The organism is Amycolatopsis sp. NPDC114478 (assembly GCF_055633805.1).
This window is the reverse complement of sequence record NZ_JBVKDO010000009.1, coordinates 89,993-108,659: the sequence shown is the minus strand read 5'-3', so window position 1 is coordinate 108,659 and position 18,667 is coordinate 89,993. Positions and strand designations below refer to the sequence as shown.

Annotated in this window: 13 protein-coding genes; 7 read left to right on the top strand and 6 right to left on the bottom strand. The window is 71.8% G+C overall.

The features are described 5' to 3' along the window. Window positions 1-99 precede the first annotated feature (99 nt). Window positions 100-726 carry a TetR family transcriptional regulator gene (locus ACZ7OH_RS25010; RefSeq protein WP_470282971.1) on the top strand — a complete coding sequence of 209 codons (627 nt, stop codon included), beginning with the start codon at window positions 100-102 and terminating at the stop codon, window positions 724-726. Window positions 727-755: 29 nt separating this feature from the next. On the opposite strand, the gene ACZ7OH_RS25005 is transcribed toward ACZ7OH_RS25010, so the two are convergent. Together ACZ7OH_RS25005 and ACZ7OH_RS25000 are read right to left on the bottom strand one after the other, a co-directional pair. Then, window positions 756-2,300 carry a CoA transferase gene (locus tag ACZ7OH_RS25005; RefSeq protein ID WP_470282970.1) on the bottom strand — a complete coding sequence of 515 codons (1,545 nt, stop codon included), beginning with the start codon at window positions 2,298-2,300 and terminating at the stop codon, window positions 756-758. Between the two features lie 14 nt (window positions 2,301-2,314). Beyond that, the gene (locus ACZ7OH_RS25000; protein ID WP_470282969.1) at window positions 2,315-4,075 is read right to left on the bottom strand and encodes an acyclic terpene utilization AtuA family protein; all 1,761 of its coding nucleotides are present in this window, start codon (window positions 4,073-4,075) and stop codon (window positions 2,315-2,317) included. A 62-nt stretch (window positions 4,076-4,137) separates the two neighbouring features. On the opposite strand from ACZ7OH_RS25000, the gene ACZ7OH_RS24995 reads away from it, so the two are divergent. The 4 genes from ACZ7OH_RS24995 to ACZ7OH_RS24980 all read left to right on the top strand — a co-directional run bounded on the left by ACZ7OH_RS24995 (window position 4,138) and on the right by ACZ7OH_RS24980 (window position 7,549). Beyond that, entirely contained in the window at window positions 4,138-4,698 is a 561-nt protein-coding gene (locus ACZ7OH_RS24995; RefSeq protein ID WP_470282968.1) for a TetR/AcrR family transcriptional regulator, read from the top strand. Between the two features lie 259 nt (window positions 4,699-4,957). After that, the gene (locus ACZ7OH_RS24990) at window positions 4,958-5,470 is read left to right on the top strand and encodes an RNA polymerase sigma factor (RefSeq protein WP_470282967.1); all 513 of its coding nucleotides are present in this window, start codon (window positions 4,958-4,960) and stop codon (window positions 5,468-5,470) included. Window positions 5,471-5,525: 55 nt separating this feature from the next. Then, a complete protein-coding gene (locus ACZ7OH_RS24985; RefSeq protein ID WP_470282966.1) occupies window positions 5,526-6,818 on the top strand; it encodes an ABC transporter substrate-binding protein in 1,293 nt (430 codons plus the stop codon). A gap of 35 nt (window positions 6,819-6,853) precedes the next feature. After that, a complete protein-coding gene (locus ACZ7OH_RS24980) occupies window positions 6,854-7,549 on the top strand; it encodes a hypothetical protein (RefSeq protein WP_470282965.1) in 696 nt (231 codons plus the stop codon). 11 nt (window positions 7,550-7,560) lie between these two features. Here the strand turns inward: ACZ7OH_RS24980 and ACZ7OH_RS24975 are convergent, their stop codons facing one another. Both ACZ7OH_RS24975 and ACZ7OH_RS24970 read right to left on the bottom strand, forming a co-directional pair. Beyond that, window positions 7,561-8,394 carry an SCO6745 family protein gene (locus tag ACZ7OH_RS24975; RefSeq protein ID WP_470282964.1) on the bottom strand — a complete coding sequence of 278 codons (834 nt, stop codon included), beginning with the start codon at window positions 8,392-8,394 and terminating at the stop codon, window positions 7,561-7,563. Window positions 8,395-8,489: 95 nt separating this feature from the next. Then, entirely contained in the window at window positions 8,490-8,933 is a 444-nt protein-coding gene (locus ACZ7OH_RS24970) for a hypothetical protein (RefSeq protein ID WP_470282963.1), read from the bottom strand. A gap of 140 nt (window positions 8,934-9,073) precedes the next feature. Between ACZ7OH_RS24970 and ACZ7OH_RS24965 the strand changes: the two genes are divergently transcribed. Next, complete coding sequence (locus ACZ7OH_RS24965) at window positions 9,074-10,630, top strand: Na+/H+ antiporter (protein ID WP_470282962.1); 1,557 nt, start codon at window positions 9,074-9,076, stop codon at window positions 10,628-10,630. Window positions 10,631-10,699: 69 nt separating this feature from the next. After that, window positions 10,700-11,971 carry an APC family permease gene (locus ACZ7OH_RS24960; protein WP_470282961.1) on the top strand — a complete coding sequence of 424 codons (1,272 nt, stop codon included), beginning with the start codon at window positions 10,700-10,702 and terminating at the stop codon, window positions 11,969-11,971. A 318-nt stretch (window positions 11,972-12,289) separates the two neighbouring features. Here the strand turns inward: ACZ7OH_RS24960 and ACZ7OH_RS24955 are convergent, their stop codons facing one another. Both ACZ7OH_RS24955 and ACZ7OH_RS24950 read right to left on the bottom strand, forming a co-directional pair. Next, window positions 12,290-17,167, bottom strand: a complete 4,878-nt coding sequence (locus ACZ7OH_RS24955) for an RHS repeat-associated core domain-containing protein (protein WP_470282960.1) — start codon at window positions 17,165-17,167, stop codon at window positions 12,290-12,292. Between the two features lie 262 nt (window positions 17,168-17,429). Further along, a complete protein-coding gene (locus ACZ7OH_RS24950) occupies window positions 17,430-18,611 on the bottom strand; it encodes a cytochrome P450 (RefSeq protein WP_470282959.1) in 1,182 nt (393 codons plus the stop codon). Window positions 18,612-18,667: the final 56 nt, after the last annotated feature.

Here is an 18,667-nt window from a genome sequence, read left to right as displayed (position 1 = left end):
TGCTCGGGTCCATCGTCGTACGTCTCCGCTCAGGATCTGGCACTCGGTAGCGTTTGTGAAACTACGGTACCAGATTTGGGGTGTAGTACCATCAGCCCCGTGACCAGGCTGCCGGAGCGGGACGAACGTCGTCCCGGTGCGCGCGAACTCGCCCGGCGTGCCATGCGGGCGCAGGTGGCCGAGATGGCGCTCGACTTGTTCCTGGACCACGGCTACGAGCAGACCACCATCGACGACATCTGCGCGGTCGCCGGAATCTCGCGCAGTACGTTCTTCCGCTATTTCCCTTCGAAGGAAGACGTCTTCGCGAGCGAGACCTCGACCGCGGTCGACGAGATCCTGCGGGCGTTGCGTCAGCGACCTGAGGACGAAGCCCCGTGGTCCGCGCTCCGCCACGCGATGGGCCCGCTCGTCGAGTACTACGCGAGCCAGACCGAACGCGCCCACCGACTGGCCGCGCTCGCCGTGTCGACCCCCGCGCTCGCGACGCTCCACCAGGAAAAGCAAGCGAGGTTCCGCGCCCTGATCGCCCCCGAGCTCGCGCGACGGCTCGGTTCGGACCCGGACGACCCCGCCGATCCGCGACCCCGTGCCCTCATCGCCAGCGCCCTGGGGTGTCTCGAGGCCGCCGTCGCGGCTTGGATCGCCGGCGATGGAACGCAGCAGCTGGGCCGGTTGCTCGACCGCGCGATGGGCTCGATCGGTCCGGAACTGCCTGAGCTGTAGTAAGAGCTACCTTTCCCGCGCGCGCGACTTCACGGCCGCCGCAGCGCCTTGGCCAGCGCGGCGACGTCGACCTGCCGGGGCTTGGGCAGCCACGCCGGCTGGTCGGCGCCGCGCGGGGACAGCACGTTCAGGTAGTGATGCGGAGTCCGCGACAACGTGATGTTCTCGGTGACGCCCTGATAGATCCCGAGCGGGGTCAGCGAAGTGAACAGCTGCGGGTCGAGCAGCTCGTGCTCGCCGCCGCTGCCGACGGCCGTCCGGACGTAGTCCCAGTCGAAGAAACCGAGCGTCACCGCCCACATCGCCGCCCGCGTCAGGGAGACGTGCACGCGGTAGCTGCCGCCTTCGGTGGCCCGGCGGGCCAGCGCCGCCAGGGCGCCGGTCGCGCCGAGCCAGGCGACCAGGTAGTCGTTGATGATCGACGTCGGCGGCAGCTTCGGCTCCTGGAGGCTGCCTTCCGCGGCGACCATGCCGGTCACCGTCCCGGCGACCTGGTCGAACCCGACGCGGCGGGCCCACGGGCCCGTTTCGCCGTGGCAGCTGGCGGTGACGTGGATGAGGCCGGGCCGGACGGCGAACGCCTGTTCGGCGTCGACGCCGAGTTCGGTGAGCAGGCCCGGCCGGCGGTTGGCGTAGAAGATGTCCGCGTCGCGCAGCAGGGCGCGGAGGGTCGCTTGCCCGTCGGGGCCGCGGACGTCGAGACGGGTCGACCGGACGCCGACGTTGGCCGTGGCGATCAGCGGGTCCTCTTCGAACTCCATGGCGCGCCAGACGTTGAGCGCGTCCGCGCCGAGCGACGCCAGGGAACGGCCGATGCCGGCGCCGGCGATCACGTGGCCCATGCCGAGCGCGCGGATGCCGGACAGCGGGTGCGTTCCCCACTCCGGCAGTGGTTCCGGCGGGGTGTCGGCGACCTTCTCGATCTCGATCAGCGGCCGGGACGCGAGGTGCTCGAACACCGGCTCCTCGACGAACTCCTCGACGCTGCGGACCTTCGCGAACACGATCCCGTGCTCCTCGCCGAGCGCTTCCAGCTCGTCGGCGCTGTGGCGGGCGATGGCGCGGCCGAGAGCCTCGGGGTTGTCGGCGCAGTCGAGGACGGCGAGCATCTTCGACTTCAGCCCGGGGTAGATGTTGGCCGGGATGACGCGGCGGCCGTCGCGGGTGGGGTAGAAGCCGAAGTAGGCGAAGACGCTGCGGTCGGACATGGCGGCGGGGTAGCCGTTGAGCGTCTCCCACTTCATCTCCGACGCCGGGGCGAGCCGGCGGATGGCCTGGCCGAGGTCGACGGTGATGTCCTGGCCGAGGCCGGTGCGCATCCGCCACAGCTTCGCGGCGACGACCGACTGCTGGGCCAGCGCGACCGCGGCGGCGCCGCCGATGCGCAGGCTGCTGGGCATCAGCGGGTCGCGCTTGAGGAAGGTGATGGTGCCGCCGCTGTCTTCGGGGGTGAAGCCGAGCGGGGCGAGGAGGGCGCGGAGTTCGGCGTGCGGGTCGAACTCGTCGTCGGTGGCGCGATTGCGGACGGCCTCGAGCATGGCGGCGCGCAGGACGCGCGTATCGGTGGTTTCCACTGTGGACTCTCCGGTCAGGGCAGCAGGGCGGTCGGGACGTCGACGTGGCGGGTGCGCAGGAACTCGCCGAGGGACTTGCCGATCTGGTCGAGGGCGAGGTTGGCCGAGCCGCTGGGCGGGAAGTAGCCGCGCAACACGAACGAGATGCCGTGCAAGTTCGGCTGTTCGTAGCGTTCGACGGCCACGTCCTCCGGGCAGTTCAGCAGCTCGCGGAGGCGGTCGGCGGTGAGGAACCCCGCGAGCCACGGCCACGCGGCTTCGTCGCGGGCCCACACGCCGAGGTTGGCGTTGGCGCCCTTGTCGCCGGTGCGCGCGTAGACGATCCGTCCGAAGGGGACTGTCGCGGTGGGACCGACCGGTTCCGGCTCGCTCGAGGGGGTTTCGGGCTGGCCGGTGAAGACGACGGTGTCCGGCGGGGGAGCGATGTCCAGCACCCGGCCGTCGGGCAGGTGCACCTGGTGACGCAGGTCGGCCTGCCGGACCAGCCCGGGCCAGTAGTCGATCCGCGGCTGGCCGCCCATCGAGTACATCTGGGTCATGTCGATGTAGAAGCCGGGGATGCTGCCCAGGCCGTAGGAGCAGAACTGGTTCAGGAAGCCGGAAACGGTCCTCTGGTCCGGCGCGGCCACGGCGACCTGGACGGCGACGGTGGCTTGCCACTGGTCCGCCGGGTCGGGGACCGGTTGCCCGCAGACGAAGAAGTGCAGCTCGTCGACCGGGTGGTCCTGCCGCGCCCGCTCGGCCTGGGCCTTGAGGACGTCGATCTTGGCGCCGACGTCGAGGCCGGTGGGGAAGAGCCAGGTCGCGCCGCGGTAGCCGCGCTGGAAGTTGACGCCGACCTTGGTCGTCTCCGAGGCGGCGCTGCCGCGGGCGCCGGTGACGCGCACGCGGTCGGGGCCCTCGTGCGCGAGCGTGATGGAGTCGGTGTGCCAGGTGACGTCCGGGTTGAGGTAGCGCGGGCCCTGGATCTCGTACATCAGCTGCGCCGTAACGGTGTCGACGGTGACCGCGCCGCCGTCGACACTGCGCTTGGTGATGACGAAGCTGCCGTCTTCGGCCACCTCGGCGATGGGGAAGCCGGGCAGCGTGTTGTCTTCGATGCCGGTGAAGCCGGCGAAGTTGCCGCCGGTGGCCTGCGGCCCGCACTCGATGATGTGCGCGGCGGCGGTCGCGCCCGCGATGCGGTCGAGGTCGTCGCGGTCCCAGCCGTGCCACCACGCGGCGGGCCCGGTGACGAGGGAGGCGTCGGCGACGCGGCCGGTGATGACGATGTCGGCGCCTTCGTCGAGCGCGGTCTTGATGCCCCAGCCGCCGAGGTAGGCGTTGACGGCCAGGAGGTCGTCGATCTCCAGCGGGGCCCCGGTTTCGAGGTGGTTCAGCTGGCCGTCGACGACCAGCTCCTTCGCGGTGTCGGTGAGGTCGTCGCCGGTCACGTACGCGACCTTCAGGCCGAGGCCTTTCGCGGTCACTTCGGCGCGGATCGCCTCGGCGAGCCCGGCCGGGTGGTAGATCCCGGCGTTGGTGACGACCTTGATGCCCTTCTCGGCGATCGCCTCGAGCTGCGGGGTCAGCTGGCGGAGGAAGAACTCCGGGAAGAACCGGCGGCGGCCCTCGGGGTTGCCGTGGAAGCCGGCGACGACCATCGACATGGTGATCTCGGCCATCGAGTCGCCGATCACGACGTCCACCGGATCGCCCCGCACGGCTTCCTCGAAGGCGGAGAACCGGTCGCCCATCGCGCCGGAGAAGTTCGCGATCCGGACGGGACGTGCCATGCCGGCCACCTCGTTTCATGGACACTTGTCGTCGAAATCGACGCTACTGCTATCGTTGACACGTGTCAACGAACGAGGCTTTGCGGGCGCCCGCCCGGACCGGCAGCGCCGATCCCCGGGCCGCGCGGGTGCGCGACCGGTTGCGCCGGGCCGCGTTCGAGCTGATCGAGGAGCGCCGGGTGGAGCGGATCTCGGTCAGCGACATCACCCAGCGCGCCGGGGTCAGCCGGCAGGTCTTCTACCAGCACTTCCGCGACCGCGACGACGCCGTCGCCCAGGCGGTGGCGGCCGCGTTCCGCGAACTCGCCCCGGACGGTGAGCCGGAAGACCCGCGCGCGGTGATCCACCGCCTGTGCGACTTCTCCGCGCGGCATGCGGACCTCTACCGCAACCTCTACCCGAGCGCGGCGTCGCAGCAGACGGCGAACGCCTACCGCGATCTCCTGCACCCGGCGTGCGTCCGGCTCGTCGAGCACCTGCCGAACCCGGCGACCCTGGCCGACTTCGTGTTGGGCGGCATCATCGAAGTGATCCGGCTCCCGGCCGAAGCATTCGGCGGCGAGGTCGCCGCGGAATCGCTGCGTCAGCGCGTCGACGTCTGCCTGGACGTTTTCGCTTCCTGACTCCGGATCTGACGAAAACCGTCAATGGCTTGACTTTTCCACTACTGAATCGGTATCGCCCGATCGGGTGACATTTGTCGCGGCGGCGTGATCGGCCCGTCTGTTCAGGCATGAGCGTCGACCCCACCGATCAGGAATCGCCTGTGAATCGCACGGCCACCGGGTACACCTTCCGTCCGACGCAATTCCGGACCGTCGGTTTCCGCCCGGGCCGGCGGCTCATCGAAGGCGAGTGAGTGTGACCAGTGACAGGGAAACCGTGCCCGCCGGTCAAGGAAGGAAGGATCTTGCCGAACTCCACGTGCTCGTGAACACGCCGGTCAAGATATTCGCACGCGCTCGGACCAGCCGGGTGGACCCGGACGAGATCGTGCACGAAACCGTCCTGCGACTGAGGCGGCACCTGGACCGCAACCCCGGCGACGAGCCGGCGAACCTGGTTCCGTTGGCGTTGACGATCGCTCGCAACCTCGTCATCGATCACTCGCGAGCAAGCCGTCGCGAAGTGCTGCTTTCCGCGGATGACCTGATCGCCGTCGAAGCCCTCCGGGAAGACGACTTCGCGGACCGGAGCGTCGAGATCATCGACGCCCGCAACGCACTCCGCGCCCTGCCCGACGACCTGCAAGAGATCGTGACGCTGGTGTGCCTGAACGAATGTTCGGTCCAGGAAGCGGCGCAGATCTTGGGAATCGCCGAACGGACGGCTCAGCGCCGCTACAAGAAAGGCCGAGAAAGGCTCCGGCGCGCCCTCGGGGCGCAGGGCAGCTGAGACCGGTGTGAGCCGACGAGGAGCAATGGACAAAACGAACAAGGGAGCGGGAAGCATGGTTCTCGGATGGTTCGGCCGACGCGCCGTCGAAATCGACGAGGTCGAGCTCGATCGGCGCCTAGCGGATCTTCGGCGCGCGCTGAGCGGCGCGCCACCGGAACGCGGTGCCATCGATCCTGAGCACGCCGCGCGTCGCCGCCGGTCCGGGGGCCGGGAACTGCTCGCCATCAGCGGCCACGGCCGCCGAGCGCGGCAGCCGGCCCCGGTCCCGGTCCCGGCGAAGCTGCAGGTGGTGCGGTCGCGGCAGAAAACCGGACGCCGCGGTCAAGCCGTGCACCACCTCGCCTGGGGCAGCGGACGGGCCCGCCGCAAGCGACGGCACCAACCCGCCGCGGTCGTGCTGGTGGTCTTGCTGGCGTTGTCGGCGGTACTGGGCGGGTTCTACTGGTACCGCGGGTCCGGGCAACCGGCGGTACCGCCGCCGGTTTTGGTCCGGGTAGGCGTGATGCCCCTCGTCGACGTCGCGGCGTTCTACCGGTCCGTCGACGAGGGGTACTTCCGCAAAGCCGGCCTGGACGTCCGGATCATCACCGTGGCCAGTGGGCCGGAGGCGGTCCGCGGGCTCGAGACGGGCGAGCTCGACGTCGCGTTCAGCAGTTACCCGGGGATGTTCATGGCCCAGTCCACCCACGCGGCCGACTTGAAGATCATCGCGCCGGCCTACACCGCGAAACCCGGCCACCTGATGCTCGTCGGGGCGCCGAACCGGTCGTTCACGCGGCCCGACCAGGCCGCGCACAAGCGGATCGGGGTCACCAGCCGGGGCTCGATCTCGGACCTGCTCGCGATCTCGGAAATGCGGCAAGCCGGCGGGAACCCGGACAGCGTCAGCTGGGTCAGCATGGACATGCGGGCGATGGTTCCGGCGATGCGGCGCGGCGAGATCGACGGCGCTGTCGTCGCCGAGCCGTTCGTCACAATGGCCGACGAAGCCGGCGCGGTCCAGCTGCTCGATCTCGGGCTCGACCTGAACTTCGAGATCGCCATGTCCGGCTGGGTGGTGCCGGCCGGTTTCGCCGCGAGCCGGCCCGACGTGATCGACGCCTTCCAGGACGCCCTCGCCCGCGGCGTCGGCGATGTGCAGAACCGCGACGTCCGCGAGCAGGTGTTCCAGCAGGACCTGGGCGTCGACGCCCGGACGGCCCGGGAGGTCCGGGTCGGCAGCTTCCCCGCCCACCTGGACCTCGGCGACCTTCAGCGCGTCGCCGACCTGATGCTGAACCAGCAGATGCTGTCCAAGCCGTTCAAAGTCGCGTCGATGCTCCTGCCCGGGCTACCGGGCTCTTGACCGGCCACCCCACATGCCAAACCTGGAGGAACACGATGCCGAAGCTCGAGACCTTGGGCCTTCGACGGAACATCGGTCAGCTGCTGGCCCGGCTCGGTCCGGTAGCGGACGCCATGCACTACACGATCCTCGCGGTGGACGTCGAAAGCTTCAACGCTCCCGGCCGGACCAACCCCCACCGGGTCGTCGTCCGATCCGGGCTGTACCGGGCGGTCGAGGACGCCCTGGCCGCCTCGGGCGTCCGGTGGCGAGGCTGCCGTCGGACGGACCTCGGTGACGGGGTGCTCGTGCTGGCGCCGGGGGCCTACCCCAAAGCGGTTTTCGGGGAACGGGTGCCGCAGGAACTGGCGAAGAACCTCTGTGCCCACAACAGCGGGCACGCGGCCGAGGAGCGGATCCGGTTGCGCATGGCGTTGCACGCGGGCGAGGTGACCCGCGATGCCCACGGCTTCACCGGATCGGCGATCATCCACGCGTTCCGGCTGCTCGATTCCCCTGCGGTCAAGGACGCGCTGGCGGGTTCCGACGGGGACATCGCCGTCATCGCGTCGAACTGGTTCTACGAAGAAGTCATCCGGCACAGCAAGTTCGGTGATCTCGCGGGTTACGTGTCGGTGTTCGCCGCGGTGAAGGAGACCGCGGCGCGCGCCTGGGTGCACGTCCCGGCCATCGACGCGCCGGCGATGTGCGTGACCAGGTCGCCCACGCGTCCGGCCTCCTCCGAGCAGTAGCGGCGTGGCTCCTACGACGGGAAGGCCGTCCGGAAAGCGGCGGAAATCGGTGCGAGGTCGGCGACGAGGCAGCCGAGTTCGCCGGCGGTGAGGGCGTCGTACGGCGGCTCGGCGAGCCGGTCGGTCAGTGCCTCGACCCGCTCCTTCGTGGCTCGGCCGGCGGTGGTGAGCCAGCCGTCCGGTCCGACGAGGCCGCGGTCGCGCATGCCGTCGACGACCGCGGTCAGCTGCGCCGCGGGGAGGTGCCAGACCCGGCCGAACTCGTTGGCGGGCAGGTCCACGGACAGGGCGTGGAGCACGTGGGCTTCGGTGCCGCCGATGCCTTCGGTCACCAGGGCGACGGTGTGGCCGTCGCCGCGGTGTTCGCGCAGCAGGGTGGCCGCGTGCCACAGCCGGGCCACCGGCTCCTCGGGGACCGGAAGCGCGCGCAGGGCGGCGTAGAGGGCGCGTCCCTCGGCGCGAGCGCTGGTCGCCGCCTTCAGCAGCAGGTCACCGGCGCGCGTGACGGCCGGGTCGTCGGCGAGCTCGCCGAGGACCCGCCGCATCCCGGCGACGCAGCCCCGCTCGCGGGCGGCCAGCGCGGCCTCGGGCGTGGTCAGCTCCCAGACGCGCGGGAGGTGCCGGGCCACCTCGCCGGGGGCGAAGTTGTAGAAGATGGCGTGGACGACGTCGGCCGGCACCCCGCGACCGAGCGGCGCGGCCCGGCCGGCGAAGTAGGCGTCCCAGGGGTTGCGCAGGCCCAGCGCCATGAGGGCTTCATCGGCCTCGTCGGCGAAGTAGGGGACCAGGCCGATGGGCTCGACCAGGTCGTACATGCGGCGGGCGACTGGTTCCGGGTGCGACATCTCGTCTCCTGGGGTTTGTGGCGGCGGTTCACCCACTCCACGAACGGCCACCACCGGATCCGACAACCGACCTCGAGCCGATTTTCTCGGCCGTCTTACTGCCAGCCGAGCTCGGTCAGCCGGTTCCGGACGTTGCCCCCGGGCCAGAAGGTCACCTTGTCCAGCCGGCCGGACGAGGTCCGGAACTTGACGCCCCGGCTGAACGGGCCGCGCACCCACCGCAAGCCGGTCACCTCGGCGCGGGCAATCCGGATCGGTACGAGGGTCCGGACGCGCAGCTCGATCTGGTTCCGGCTGACCAGCAGGTCGGCGAACGGCCACGTCACGTTGACGCCGTTCACCCAGGCGCCGCCCCGCAGGACGACGTCGTAGTCCTCGTCCCGCAGCGCCGTGATCCCGCGCGCGTGCTCCGGGGCCGGCGGTGGGACCTGGCCGACACCTCCGGTCTTCTCCCGCCGCCGGCTCTCGAAGAACACCGTCGTCACCAAGAGAGCGCAGAGCGCCAGCAGGAAGATCCCCAGTTCGGCATGAGGGCTCATCGACGTTGCTCCCACATCACCGGCGAAGTGTCCCAAGCGCCCGGCCGATCGACCCGCACGGGCTGGCGCGTCGCGTAGGCTGAGCGCGGCGCGCCGGGAAGTCTGGTCGGCATCCGGAAACCGGATCGGAAGGGCCAGCCGTGCGCGGAGTCGAAACCGTACTTTTCCTGGTGGTCGTGGCGACCGTCGTGGCCACCTTCGCGCGGCGGCTGCGCATTCCGGCGCCGTCGCTGCTGGTCGTCGTCGGGGTGGTCGTCGGGTTGCTGCCCGGCGTTCCGGCGGTCCAGGTGACCCCCGACGTGATCAGCCTGATCGTGCTCCCGCCGTTGCTCTTCGCCGCGGGGGAGGAGCTGCCGTGGCGGGACCTGCGCGCGGTCGGCCGTCCGGTCGCGGTGCTGTCCGTCGGTTTGGTGCTGCTGTCGGCGGCCGCGGTGATCGGGACCGCGGTGGCCGTGACGCCGTTGCCGGTCGGGATGGCGTTCGTCCTCGGCGCCGTGCTGGCGAGCACCGACCCCGTCGCGGTGACGGCCCTGGCGCGGCGGCTCGCGCTGCCGCCGCGGGTGCAGGCGCTGATCCAGGCCGAAAGCCTGTTCAACGACGCGACCAGCTTGCTGCTGTTCCGGGTCGCGCTGTTCCTCGCGGTCGCCGGCGGGGCCGCGTCCTGGGGGCGGACGCTGGGGGAGTTCGGGCTGCTCGCCGGCGGCGGCGTCGCGGTCGGGGTGCTGACGGCGATCGGGGCGTTCCTCATCCGCCGGCGCACCGAAGACCCGGTCCTGGAGACCGTGATCTCCCTGGTGACGCCCTACGCGGGGTACGTCGTGGCGGAGTCGGTCGGCGGGTCGGGCGTCACCGCGGTCGTGGTGGCGAGCGTGATCCTCGGGACCCAGGCCGAGCGGCTGACGACGGCGCGCATCCGGCTGCAGGTCGGCGCGGTCTACCAGACCGTGGTGTTCCTGCTGGAGAGCGTCGTCTTCGGCCTGATCGGGCTGCAGCTGCCCGCCCTCGTCCGCCGGGTGGCGGGCGGCGGCGCCTGGTGGCTGCTGCAGGCGCTGGCCATCGCGGCGACGCTCGTCCTCGCCCGGCTGCTGCTGGTGTTCGTCCTGTCCGCGCTGCGCCAGCGGCGCCTGGACGGCCGGCTCTCCTGGCAGGTGCCCGCGGTCGTGTCGTGGGCCGGGGCGCGCGGGGTGGTGCCGCTGGCCGCGGCGCTGTCCCTGCCGGTGGCCACGATGGACGGTTCGGCGCTGCCGGCGCGGGACCTGGTGCTGCTGCTGACGACGGCGGTGATCGTGCTGACGCTCGTGGTCCAGGGGTTCACGCTGGCGCCGCTCGTGCGCCGCGCGGGCATCGCGCTCGACCCCGCCGACCTGCGCACGGAGTACGCCACCGCGCGCCGGCGGCTGGCCGAAGCCGGCTTGGACCACCTGGACCACCTGGCCGAGACGGAGTCGGTGCCGGCGTTCGTGGTCGACCGGCTGCGCGCGGGCTGGCAGGCCCGGCTCGACCGCGTCCGCGCCGACGTCGAGGACAGCGGCGCGGACCTGGGCACCGGGATCGACGAACGGGCGCTGCGGCGGGAGCTGATCGACGTCGAGGCGGCCGAGCTGACCCGGCTGTTCGAAGCCGGCGAAATCACCGACGGCACCCGGCGGCGCATCCAGCGCCTGCTCGACCTGGAACACGCCGGGCTCGAAGACTGAGCGGCGCCGTCCACCCGAGGTTTCCGCGGAGTTCCGATCTATCAATCTGGTTTGATGTATCGTCCTGGCGTGCCCGATACCGAAGTCCCGCCGCCCTCGTTGGAACGCCGGCTGGGCACCAAGGACGCCGTCGTGATCGGTCTCGGCTCGATGATCGGCGCCGGGATCTTCGCCGCCTTCGGGCCGGCCGCCAAGGCCGCGGGGACGGGTCTGCTGGTCGGGTTGGCGCTGGCGGCCGTGATCGCTTACTGCAACGCCGTCGCGTCGGCCCAGCTCGCCGCGCAGTACCCGGTATCCGGCGGGACCTACGTCTACGGGCGCGAGCGGCTCGGGCCGTGGTGGGGGTTCACCGCGGGCTGGGGGTTCGTCGTCGGCAAGACGGCGTCGTGCGCCGCGATGGCGCTGACCTTCGCCACCTACGCGGTGCCCGGACCGGTGTGGCTGCAGCGGCTGGTCGCCGTCGCGGGAGTGCTCGGCCTGGCCGCGCTGAACTACCGCGGGATCACCAAAACCGTGGCGCTGACGCGGATCCTGGTCGGCACCAGCCTGGTCGCGCTGGCGGTGGTGCTCGGCGGGATCGCGTTCGGCGGGGGCGCCACGACCCGGAACCTCGGCGGGGTCGAGTCGCTGACCTCGGCCGGGTTCTACGGGATCGTCCAGTCCGCCGGGTTGCTGTTCTTCGCCTTCGCCGGGTACGCGCGGGTCGCCACGATGGGCGAGGAGGTCCGCGATCCCCGGCGGACCATTCCGCGCGCGATCCCGATCGCGCTGGGCTTGGCGGTGGTGCTCTACCTCGTCGTCGCGGTCGCGGCGCTGCTCGCCGCCGGGCCGGACGGCCTCGCGAACGCGGCCGCCCCGCTGGTCTCCGCGCTCGACGGCGCCGGTGCCGGGGGATTGGTCCCCGTGGTCCGCGTCGGCGGTGCGCTCGCCGCACTGGGCGCGCTGCTCGCGCTCATCGCCGGGATCGGCCGGACGAGCCTGGCGATGGCCCGCGAACGCGACCTGCCCCCCTGGCTCGCGGCGGTCCACCCGCGCTTCCGCGTGCCGCACCACGCCGAGCTCGCGCTCGCGGTGGTGGTTTCGGTGCTGGTGCTCACGGTGGACCTGCGTGGGGTGATCGGCTTCTCGTCGTTCGGCGTGCTGGTGTACTACGCGATCGCCAACGCCTCGGCGTTCACGCAGAGCGCGGAGAACCGGCGCTGGCCGCGGTGGCTCAACGTGCTCGGCCTGCTCGGCTGCCTGCTGCTCGTCGCGACCCTGCCCTGGGAGTCGGTGTGCGCGGGGCTGGGGATGTTCGCGATCGGACTGGCCGGCCGGGCTTGGGTGCTGCGCGCCCGCTGATGCCGCTCGAGTTCCTTTGAGCGGCATCAGCTTTCCGGGACGGCCGACCGCAACTGCCGCCCGCCCCGACAGTGCGGCGGCGGCTGGGTCCGCGCGGCTGCCCGCATCCACGGCGCACGCGGCGCTGGTGCGGTGCCGGATCAACCCCTTGTCCCGGATCGACCGGGGCGGCGGGAACCCCGGTTCGCTGACCCAGCCCGACGAAACCGCCGGAACCGCGGTGCTGCGCGGGCGCGCCTGGCTCGCCGCATCGGCTCCACAGCTCACCCGGCGGCAAGCCACCGTCCACGCGGCCGACCAACCTCCCGGGCAGCTCAGCTAACCCAACCTCGGCCGCTTCGCCGGCGGCCCGGTGGGTGACGCCGGTGGGGTGTGGACCGGCGGGAGACCCGACCCCGGCCGTTCGCTGGTCGGCGCGTGCGGCATCGGGGTGCCGTCGGGCAGGACGCCCGACGAGCCTGGGGGCAGGCCGTTCGGCGCCTGGGGGTACGACGGCCACGGGCCGCCCGTGTGGTTCGGCGCGCCCGGGTTCGTGTACGTCGGGTGCGAGCCGCGGTCGGGGCGCGGGGGCATGTACTTGTCCTCGTGCGCGCCGGTGCCGGACGAGCTCTTCGAGTACTCGACCTGGCCGTAGCTGCTGCCCTGCCGGTTGTAGTGCTTGTTGTCCTCGATGGGCAGCTTGTGCCCGGTCTCGTTGAAGTAGGTCCCCGCCGCCTTGTTGTGCCCCATGATGGCGTTCTTCTTGGGGACGATCTGGTCCGGCGTGCCGTCCTGGTGGTAGGTCTGGAACTGGCCGTGCTTCTGCATCCACTTGTTCTGCGCGTCGGTCTTGAGGCCGGGCGGCATCTGGTGCTTGTTGACCAGCGAGTCTTCGAACATCGGCCGGATGTTCTGGTGCGTCCAGCTCGGGTTGTCCATGCCCGCCGCCGGGCGGTTCTTCTTGTTCTTGTTCGGCCCCGCCGGCGCCGACTCCTTGTACCAGCCGCCGCCCGGGGACTGGCTGTACTTCCCGCCGCCCGGCGACTGCATGATCGGGTTGTTCCCGATGTTCGTGTCGAGCGTCAGCTTCGGCTTGCCGCAGGACTGCGGCGCGAGGCCGAGCGGGTCGATCTGCCCGAACGGGTTGTCCACGTAGGCGTAGGGATTGGGGCCGGGTACCAGGCCGAGCGGGTCCGGGCTGAGGTAGCGCGCGGTCACCGGGTCGTAGTAGCGCTGGGCGTTGTAGTGCAACCCGGTTTCGGCGTCGAAGTACTGCCCGGGGAACCGCAGCGGGGTCGCCGCCGGGGAACCCGCACCGGCGGGGGCGCCGTACACGCTCGTGCGCGCGCACCACGTGATCCGGCCCTGGTCGTCGACCAGCTCCGCGGGACTGCCCGTCAGGTCGGCGACGATGGCGTCGAACCGGGTGTCCACCCACGCCTGTCCCGGCCGGGACAGGCGGCCGCGCTGCGCGAGCGGCCGGTAGTCGCCGGGCTCGTAGTCCCACACCGTGGCCTGCACCCCGTCGGGCGTGTGCCGGGCTTCCTCGACGAGCAGCTGTCCGTCCCAGGTGAACTCGACGCGCTCGAGCGGCGTCCGGCCGTCGGCGGCCAGGTGCTCCTTGGCGACGCGGCGGCCCAGCGCGTCGTAGGTGTAGTGCCAGCGGCTGCCGTCGGGAACCCCGGCCGCGACGAGCCGGTCGTCGTCGTCCCAGGTGAACCGCCAGGTCAGCTTCGCGCCGCCGGGCATCGTGCGTTCCCGGAGGACGACCCGCCCGCGCCGGTCGTGTCCGTAGCGGGTCCCGCCGGCCGCGGTGACGAGCGGGCCCACGAACGTCCGCCGGCCCACGAGGTCCGGCTCGGCCGTGGGCCACGACGCTTCAGTGACGTTCCCGGCTTCGTCGTAGCGGTAGGACTCGGCGCCGCGCGGGGACCGCACCTCGGTGACCCGCCCGAGCGGGTCGAGGCCGAACTCGCGCGGACCGGCCGCCTGGTCGTGTAGCGAGACCAGCTCGCCGTCGGCCCGGTAGCCGTAGGAGCGCTGCTGGCGGGCGGCGCTGGACCGGTCGGTGATCACCTGGGACGCCAGCTGCGAGTTCGGCGTCCAGGTCTGCAGCAGGGTGGCGCCGGTGCCGAGGGTGCGGCGCACTTCGCGCCCCGCGGCGTCGTGGGCGAACCGCAGGTCCCGGCCGGCGAGCCGGGCCGCGACCGGCAGGCCGGCGGCGTCGTACTCCCACGCGCTTTCCGCGCCGGACGGCGTGGTCCGGTGCACCCGGCGGCCCGCGGCGTCGTAGGCGGAGCGCATCGTGCGGCCGTTGACCGTCTCGGCCAGGACCCGGCCCACCGCGTCCCGCTCGTAGCTGACCCGCGTGGTGCCGTCGTCGGCCGAGAGCAGCTGCCCGGTCGCGCTGACCTCGAACCGGGTGGTGCGGCTGCCGTCGCTCTGCTCGACCAGGTGGCCGGCGAGGTCGTAGCGGAACGTCGTGCGCTGCCCGTCGGGGCGGACGCGTTCGACGAGTCGGCCGGCCGCGTCGTAGCCGAACGTCGTGACGCCACCGGCGAAGTCGGTTTCCCGCACCAGGTTCCCGGCCGCGTCCCGTTCGTAGCGCCAGACCCGGCCCTGCTCGTTGGTCACCGCCTCGACCCGCAGTTCGCCGTCGTAGCCGACCGAGATCCGGCTGCCGTCCGGGAGGATCTGCGCCGTCGGCTGGTCGAAACCGCCGTATTCGTAGCGGGTGACGCCGCCGGCCGCGCTGGTGTGCATCCGGTTGTTGCCCTCGCCGTCCAGCACCCACCGGTCCTGGGTGCCGTCGGGGTTCTGGTGCCAGGCCAGCTTTCCGTCCACGGAGTAGCCGAAGCGCTCGACGCCGCCGACGGGGTCGGTGATCGCGACGACGCGCCCGAACTCGTCCCGCTCGTAGCGCGTGACGCCGCCGAGCGGGTCGGTCACGGCGACCGGCAGGCCGGCCGCGTCGTTGACGATGGTGGCCGTCGCCCCGGCGGGGTCGGTCAGCGCGACCGTGAACCCGTGGTCGTCGTAGCGGTACCGGGTGGTCGCGCCGTCCGGCGCCACGACCGCGGTGAGGTTGCCCCGCTCGTCGAACTCCTGGCGCGTCGCGACGCCGGGCGCGTCGTGGACCGTCACCGCTCGCCCGTCCGCGGCGCGCTCCCAGGTGCGTTCCGTGCCGTCCGGGCGGATCTCGGCGACGAGGTTGCCGAGCTCGTCGTAGCGGAAGCGCGTGGTGCGCCCCAACGGGTCCGTCGAGCTCAGCAGGTGGCCGCGGGCGTCCCACTCCGAGAGCGTCGCCTGCCCGAGCGGGTCGACCTCGCGGACCACCTGGCCGGCTTCGTTGAAGTGGAACTCGGAGGTGTGGCCGAGCGCGTCGGTGGAGCGGGTGACGCGGTTCTCCGGGTCGTACTCGAGCACGCAGTCCAGGAAGCCGCCCGAGCCTTCGGTGCGGACGACGCGGCCGGCGTGGTCGTAGTGGTAGCGGAACCACTCGTCGTTGCGGTCGGTCCAGCCCACGATGCGCCCCGCGCGGTCGTAGGTGTAGGTCATCGGCTGCCCGGACGGATTGGTGACCGAGACCAGGTTCCGGCGGTCGTAGCCGTAGCGGACCAGTTCGACCTCGCCGTCGCCGGTGACCGCGAACAGCGCGGTGACGAGCCCGTCGACGGTTTCGAAGCGGACGCGGTGCCCGGCGGTGTGCCGGATCTCCAGCGGCCGGCCGTCGTCGGCGCGCACGACCTCGAAGGCGTTGTCGTTGCGGTCGGTCACCGAGGTCAGCAACGCGCGCCCCGCGCCCGGCGCGAAGTAGAGCAGCCGGCCCAGCTCCTGGTCGTCGACCAGGTAACCGCCGTCCGGCGCGAGCTTCAGCGGGCGCAGCGGACCGCTTTCCGCCACGACCCAGTCGTCCGTGCCCGGGGTCGGGTAGCGCAGCAGGGTGCCGTCTTCGGCGGCGAAGCTGACGCCGTGCGCGTCGGCCTCGATCCGCTGGTCCACAGTGGACACCCAGCTGCCGCCGAGGAAGAGTCCCGCGCGGTAGCCGGAGAAGTGCGTCCGCCGGAACACCAGGGGCAGCACCCCGAGCAGGCTCGCGTCGACCTCTTCCATCACCATCTGCCCGGTCGAGACGGCGACCGGGTCGGTCACGCAGACCTCGTTGCCGATCGAGCGGTTGTTCTCCCCCTGGTCGCGGATGCCCTGCGGCTTGGTGTCGTCGGGGTTGCCGCGGGAGCCGGTGCCGCCCTGGTGGTTCCCGGAGGTGTCCGGGCCCTTGCCGGGTGTGCCGGACGGGCTGGTGGAGTCGCCGTGGCCCGGGGAACCGTTGCCCTTGTCCCCGGCGGAGTCGCCCTTGTGCCCGTTCGGGCTGCCCCCGCTGTGGTCACCGGCGGTGCTGGTGGAGTCGCCGCCCTTGCCCTTGGGCCCGTCGAGGCCTTTGGGACTGCCGTTGATGTCGGCGTGCTTCGGCGCCGGCGCGGCCTTGCCCGGCTTGATGTTCTTCAGTGCCTTGCCGGCGTCGTCGAACAGCGAGCCGGCCCGCTTCAGCAGCGGCATCAGCGCCCGGAGCGCCTTGACCAGCTTGGTGGTGAGCCCGCTGATCTTCGACGCCGTTTTCGCGACCGCGGCCACCACCTGCGGGACGACCCAGGTCAGCCCGATGCCGAGGGTGAACACGACCTGCAGTGCCCAGGAGATCAGGTGCCCGACCAGTTCGGCGATGATGTCGCGCACGAGGGTCCGGACCGCCGCGACGACCTCGCCGGCCGTCTTGACGCCGCTGGCTGCGCCTTCGCTGCCCTTCTGGGCGGCGGTGAGCAGCGTCGAGGTGTCGTCGGCGCGCTTGCGGTAGGCGTCGGCCGCCGGACCCGACCACCCGCCGAGGTCCGCCTTCACCAGGTCCACCAGGTCGGCGGAAACGCTTTCCAGCTCCTTGGCGACGTTCGTCCAGGTCGCCGACTGCGCCGAGATCTCGTCCGCGTTGCCGGTGAGGGCGTTGAGGGCTTCCTTGAGCGGGCCGACGTGCTCGATGAGCCACCCGACACCGGCGGCGAGGATGGCACCGAACGGGTCCATCGCCATCGACAGCGCGTCGAGCGCGGTCCCCACCGCACCCATCGCCACGGACGCCCAGTCGCCGCTCTCGATCGCCGACTTCAGGTCGGAGGCGCTTTCCAGCAGCGACACCCCGGAGATGGCGCTCGTCGAATCCTTCACCGGCGCAACCAGCGGATTACTCACCGCGCGGGGCCCCCTACTGCAGAGTTCACGATCAGGTGGTCGGAACAGCCGACAGTAGCGAACTCGGTCTTCCGGTGTGGGAACCATGCCCGAAGGGGCACCAAGGAGGAGTCGGAGACGCACAGCCCGTCGAAATCGGTGCTCCCGGGGCAACCGGGCCACCGGTCGCCGTCGGCCGGAAAGCCAATGGTGACAACGGAAGCGGCAGTGCCCGCGAAGAAAGGCCTTTCCGTCTTGACTACCAGGTGACGGGCAGGCTCGTGACCCCGCGCATCAATCCGCCGCGGCGCCACTCGAGGTCGTCCGCGGGGATCGCGAGGCGCAGGCCCGGCAGCCGGCGGACCAACGTCGACAGCAGGACGCGCAGTTCCAACCGCGCCAGCGGCGCGCCGACGCAGTGGTGCACGCCGAACCCGAACGCCACGTGGTGGTTGACCTTGCGGCCGAAGTCCAGGTCCTCGGCCGAGGCGAACACCGATTCGTCGCGGTTGGCCGAGTCCAGCTGGACCAGGACCGCGTCGCCGGCTCGGACGGCCTGGCCGCCGATTTCGAGGTCCTCCTTGGCGATCCGCGCGAGATCCGCGACCGTCGCCAGCGGCACGTACCGCAGCAGCTCCTCCACCGCCGACGGAATCAACTCGAGATGGGCGACGAGCGTCGTCCACCGTTCGCGGTCGGAGAGCAGTTGCACCAGGAAGCTGCCGGTCAGGTTCGCGGTGGTCTCGTGGCCGCCGGCCAGCAGGGCGACGCCGAGCATGAGCAGTTCGTTGTCGCTCAAGCGGTCTTCCTCGTCGCGAGCCGCGACGAGCGCGGTCAGCAGGTCGTCGGCGGGCTTCGCCCGGCGCTGCGCGATCAGCGTGTTCAGTGCTCCCGCCAGCCTTGCGCGTGCCTCCGTGACGTCCGCGGGGGTCACGGCTCCGCCCGAGGCGACCAGTGTTTCGGTGCACTCGCGCACCATCCGGCGCTGGTCCGCCGGCACGCCGAGCAGCTCGCTGATCACCAGCACGGGTAGCTCCCAAGCCACAGCCGACGCGAAGTCGGCGGGCGGGGTGAGGCCGTCGAGGAGCGTGTCGGCGATTTCCCGGATCCGCGGTTCGAGCAGTTCCACCCGGCGGGCGGTGAACGCCTTGGCCACCAGCGCGCGGATCCGGTGGTGCCCGGGCGGGTCCATGGCCAGCAGGTTGCCGGCCGGTTCGAGGCCGGGACGTCCGCGCGGCACGTCGGCCCCGGCCGCGGCGGCGCGCGAGAACCGCGGGTCGGACAGCACGAACCGCGTCTGCTCGTACCGCGTCACGAGCCAGGCGTCGCCGCCGTAGGGCATCGTGACGCGGACCGGCGCGCGCGCCTCCCGCAGCTCGGCGAACCGCGGGTGGACCTGCAGCGCCACGGCGTCCCCGAAGGGGTAGGGGTGGACCTCCATCGCCTCATCGTGGGGCACGCCCGCGCCGGGGCGTACCGCCCAACGGTGGTCGCCCG

Coding starts and splice junctions, on each gene's coding strand:
- ACZ7OH_RS25000 (WP_470282969.1), bottom strand. CDS start 4,075: ATGGCACGTCCCGTCCGGATCGCGAACTTCTCCGGCGCGATGGGCGAC.
- ACZ7OH_RS24985 (WP_470282966.1), top strand. CDS start 5,526: ATGGTTCTCGGATGGTTCGGCCGACGCGCCGTCGAAATCGACGAGGTC.
- ACZ7OH_RS24980 (WP_470282965.1), top strand. CDS start 6,854: ATGCCGAAGCTCGAGACCTTGGGCCTTCGACGGAACATCGGTCAGCTG.
- ACZ7OH_RS24975 (WP_470282964.1), bottom strand. CDS start 8,394: ATGTCGCACCCGGAACCAGTCGCCCGCCGCATGTACGACCTGGTCGAG.
- ACZ7OH_RS24970 (WP_470282963.1), bottom strand. CDS start 8,933: ATGAGCCCTCATGCCGAACTGGGGATCTTCCTGCTGGCGCTCTGCGCT.
- ACZ7OH_RS24950 (WP_470282959.1), bottom strand. CDS start 18,611: ATGGAGGTCCACCCCTACCCCTTCGGGGACGCCGTGGCGCTGCAGGTC.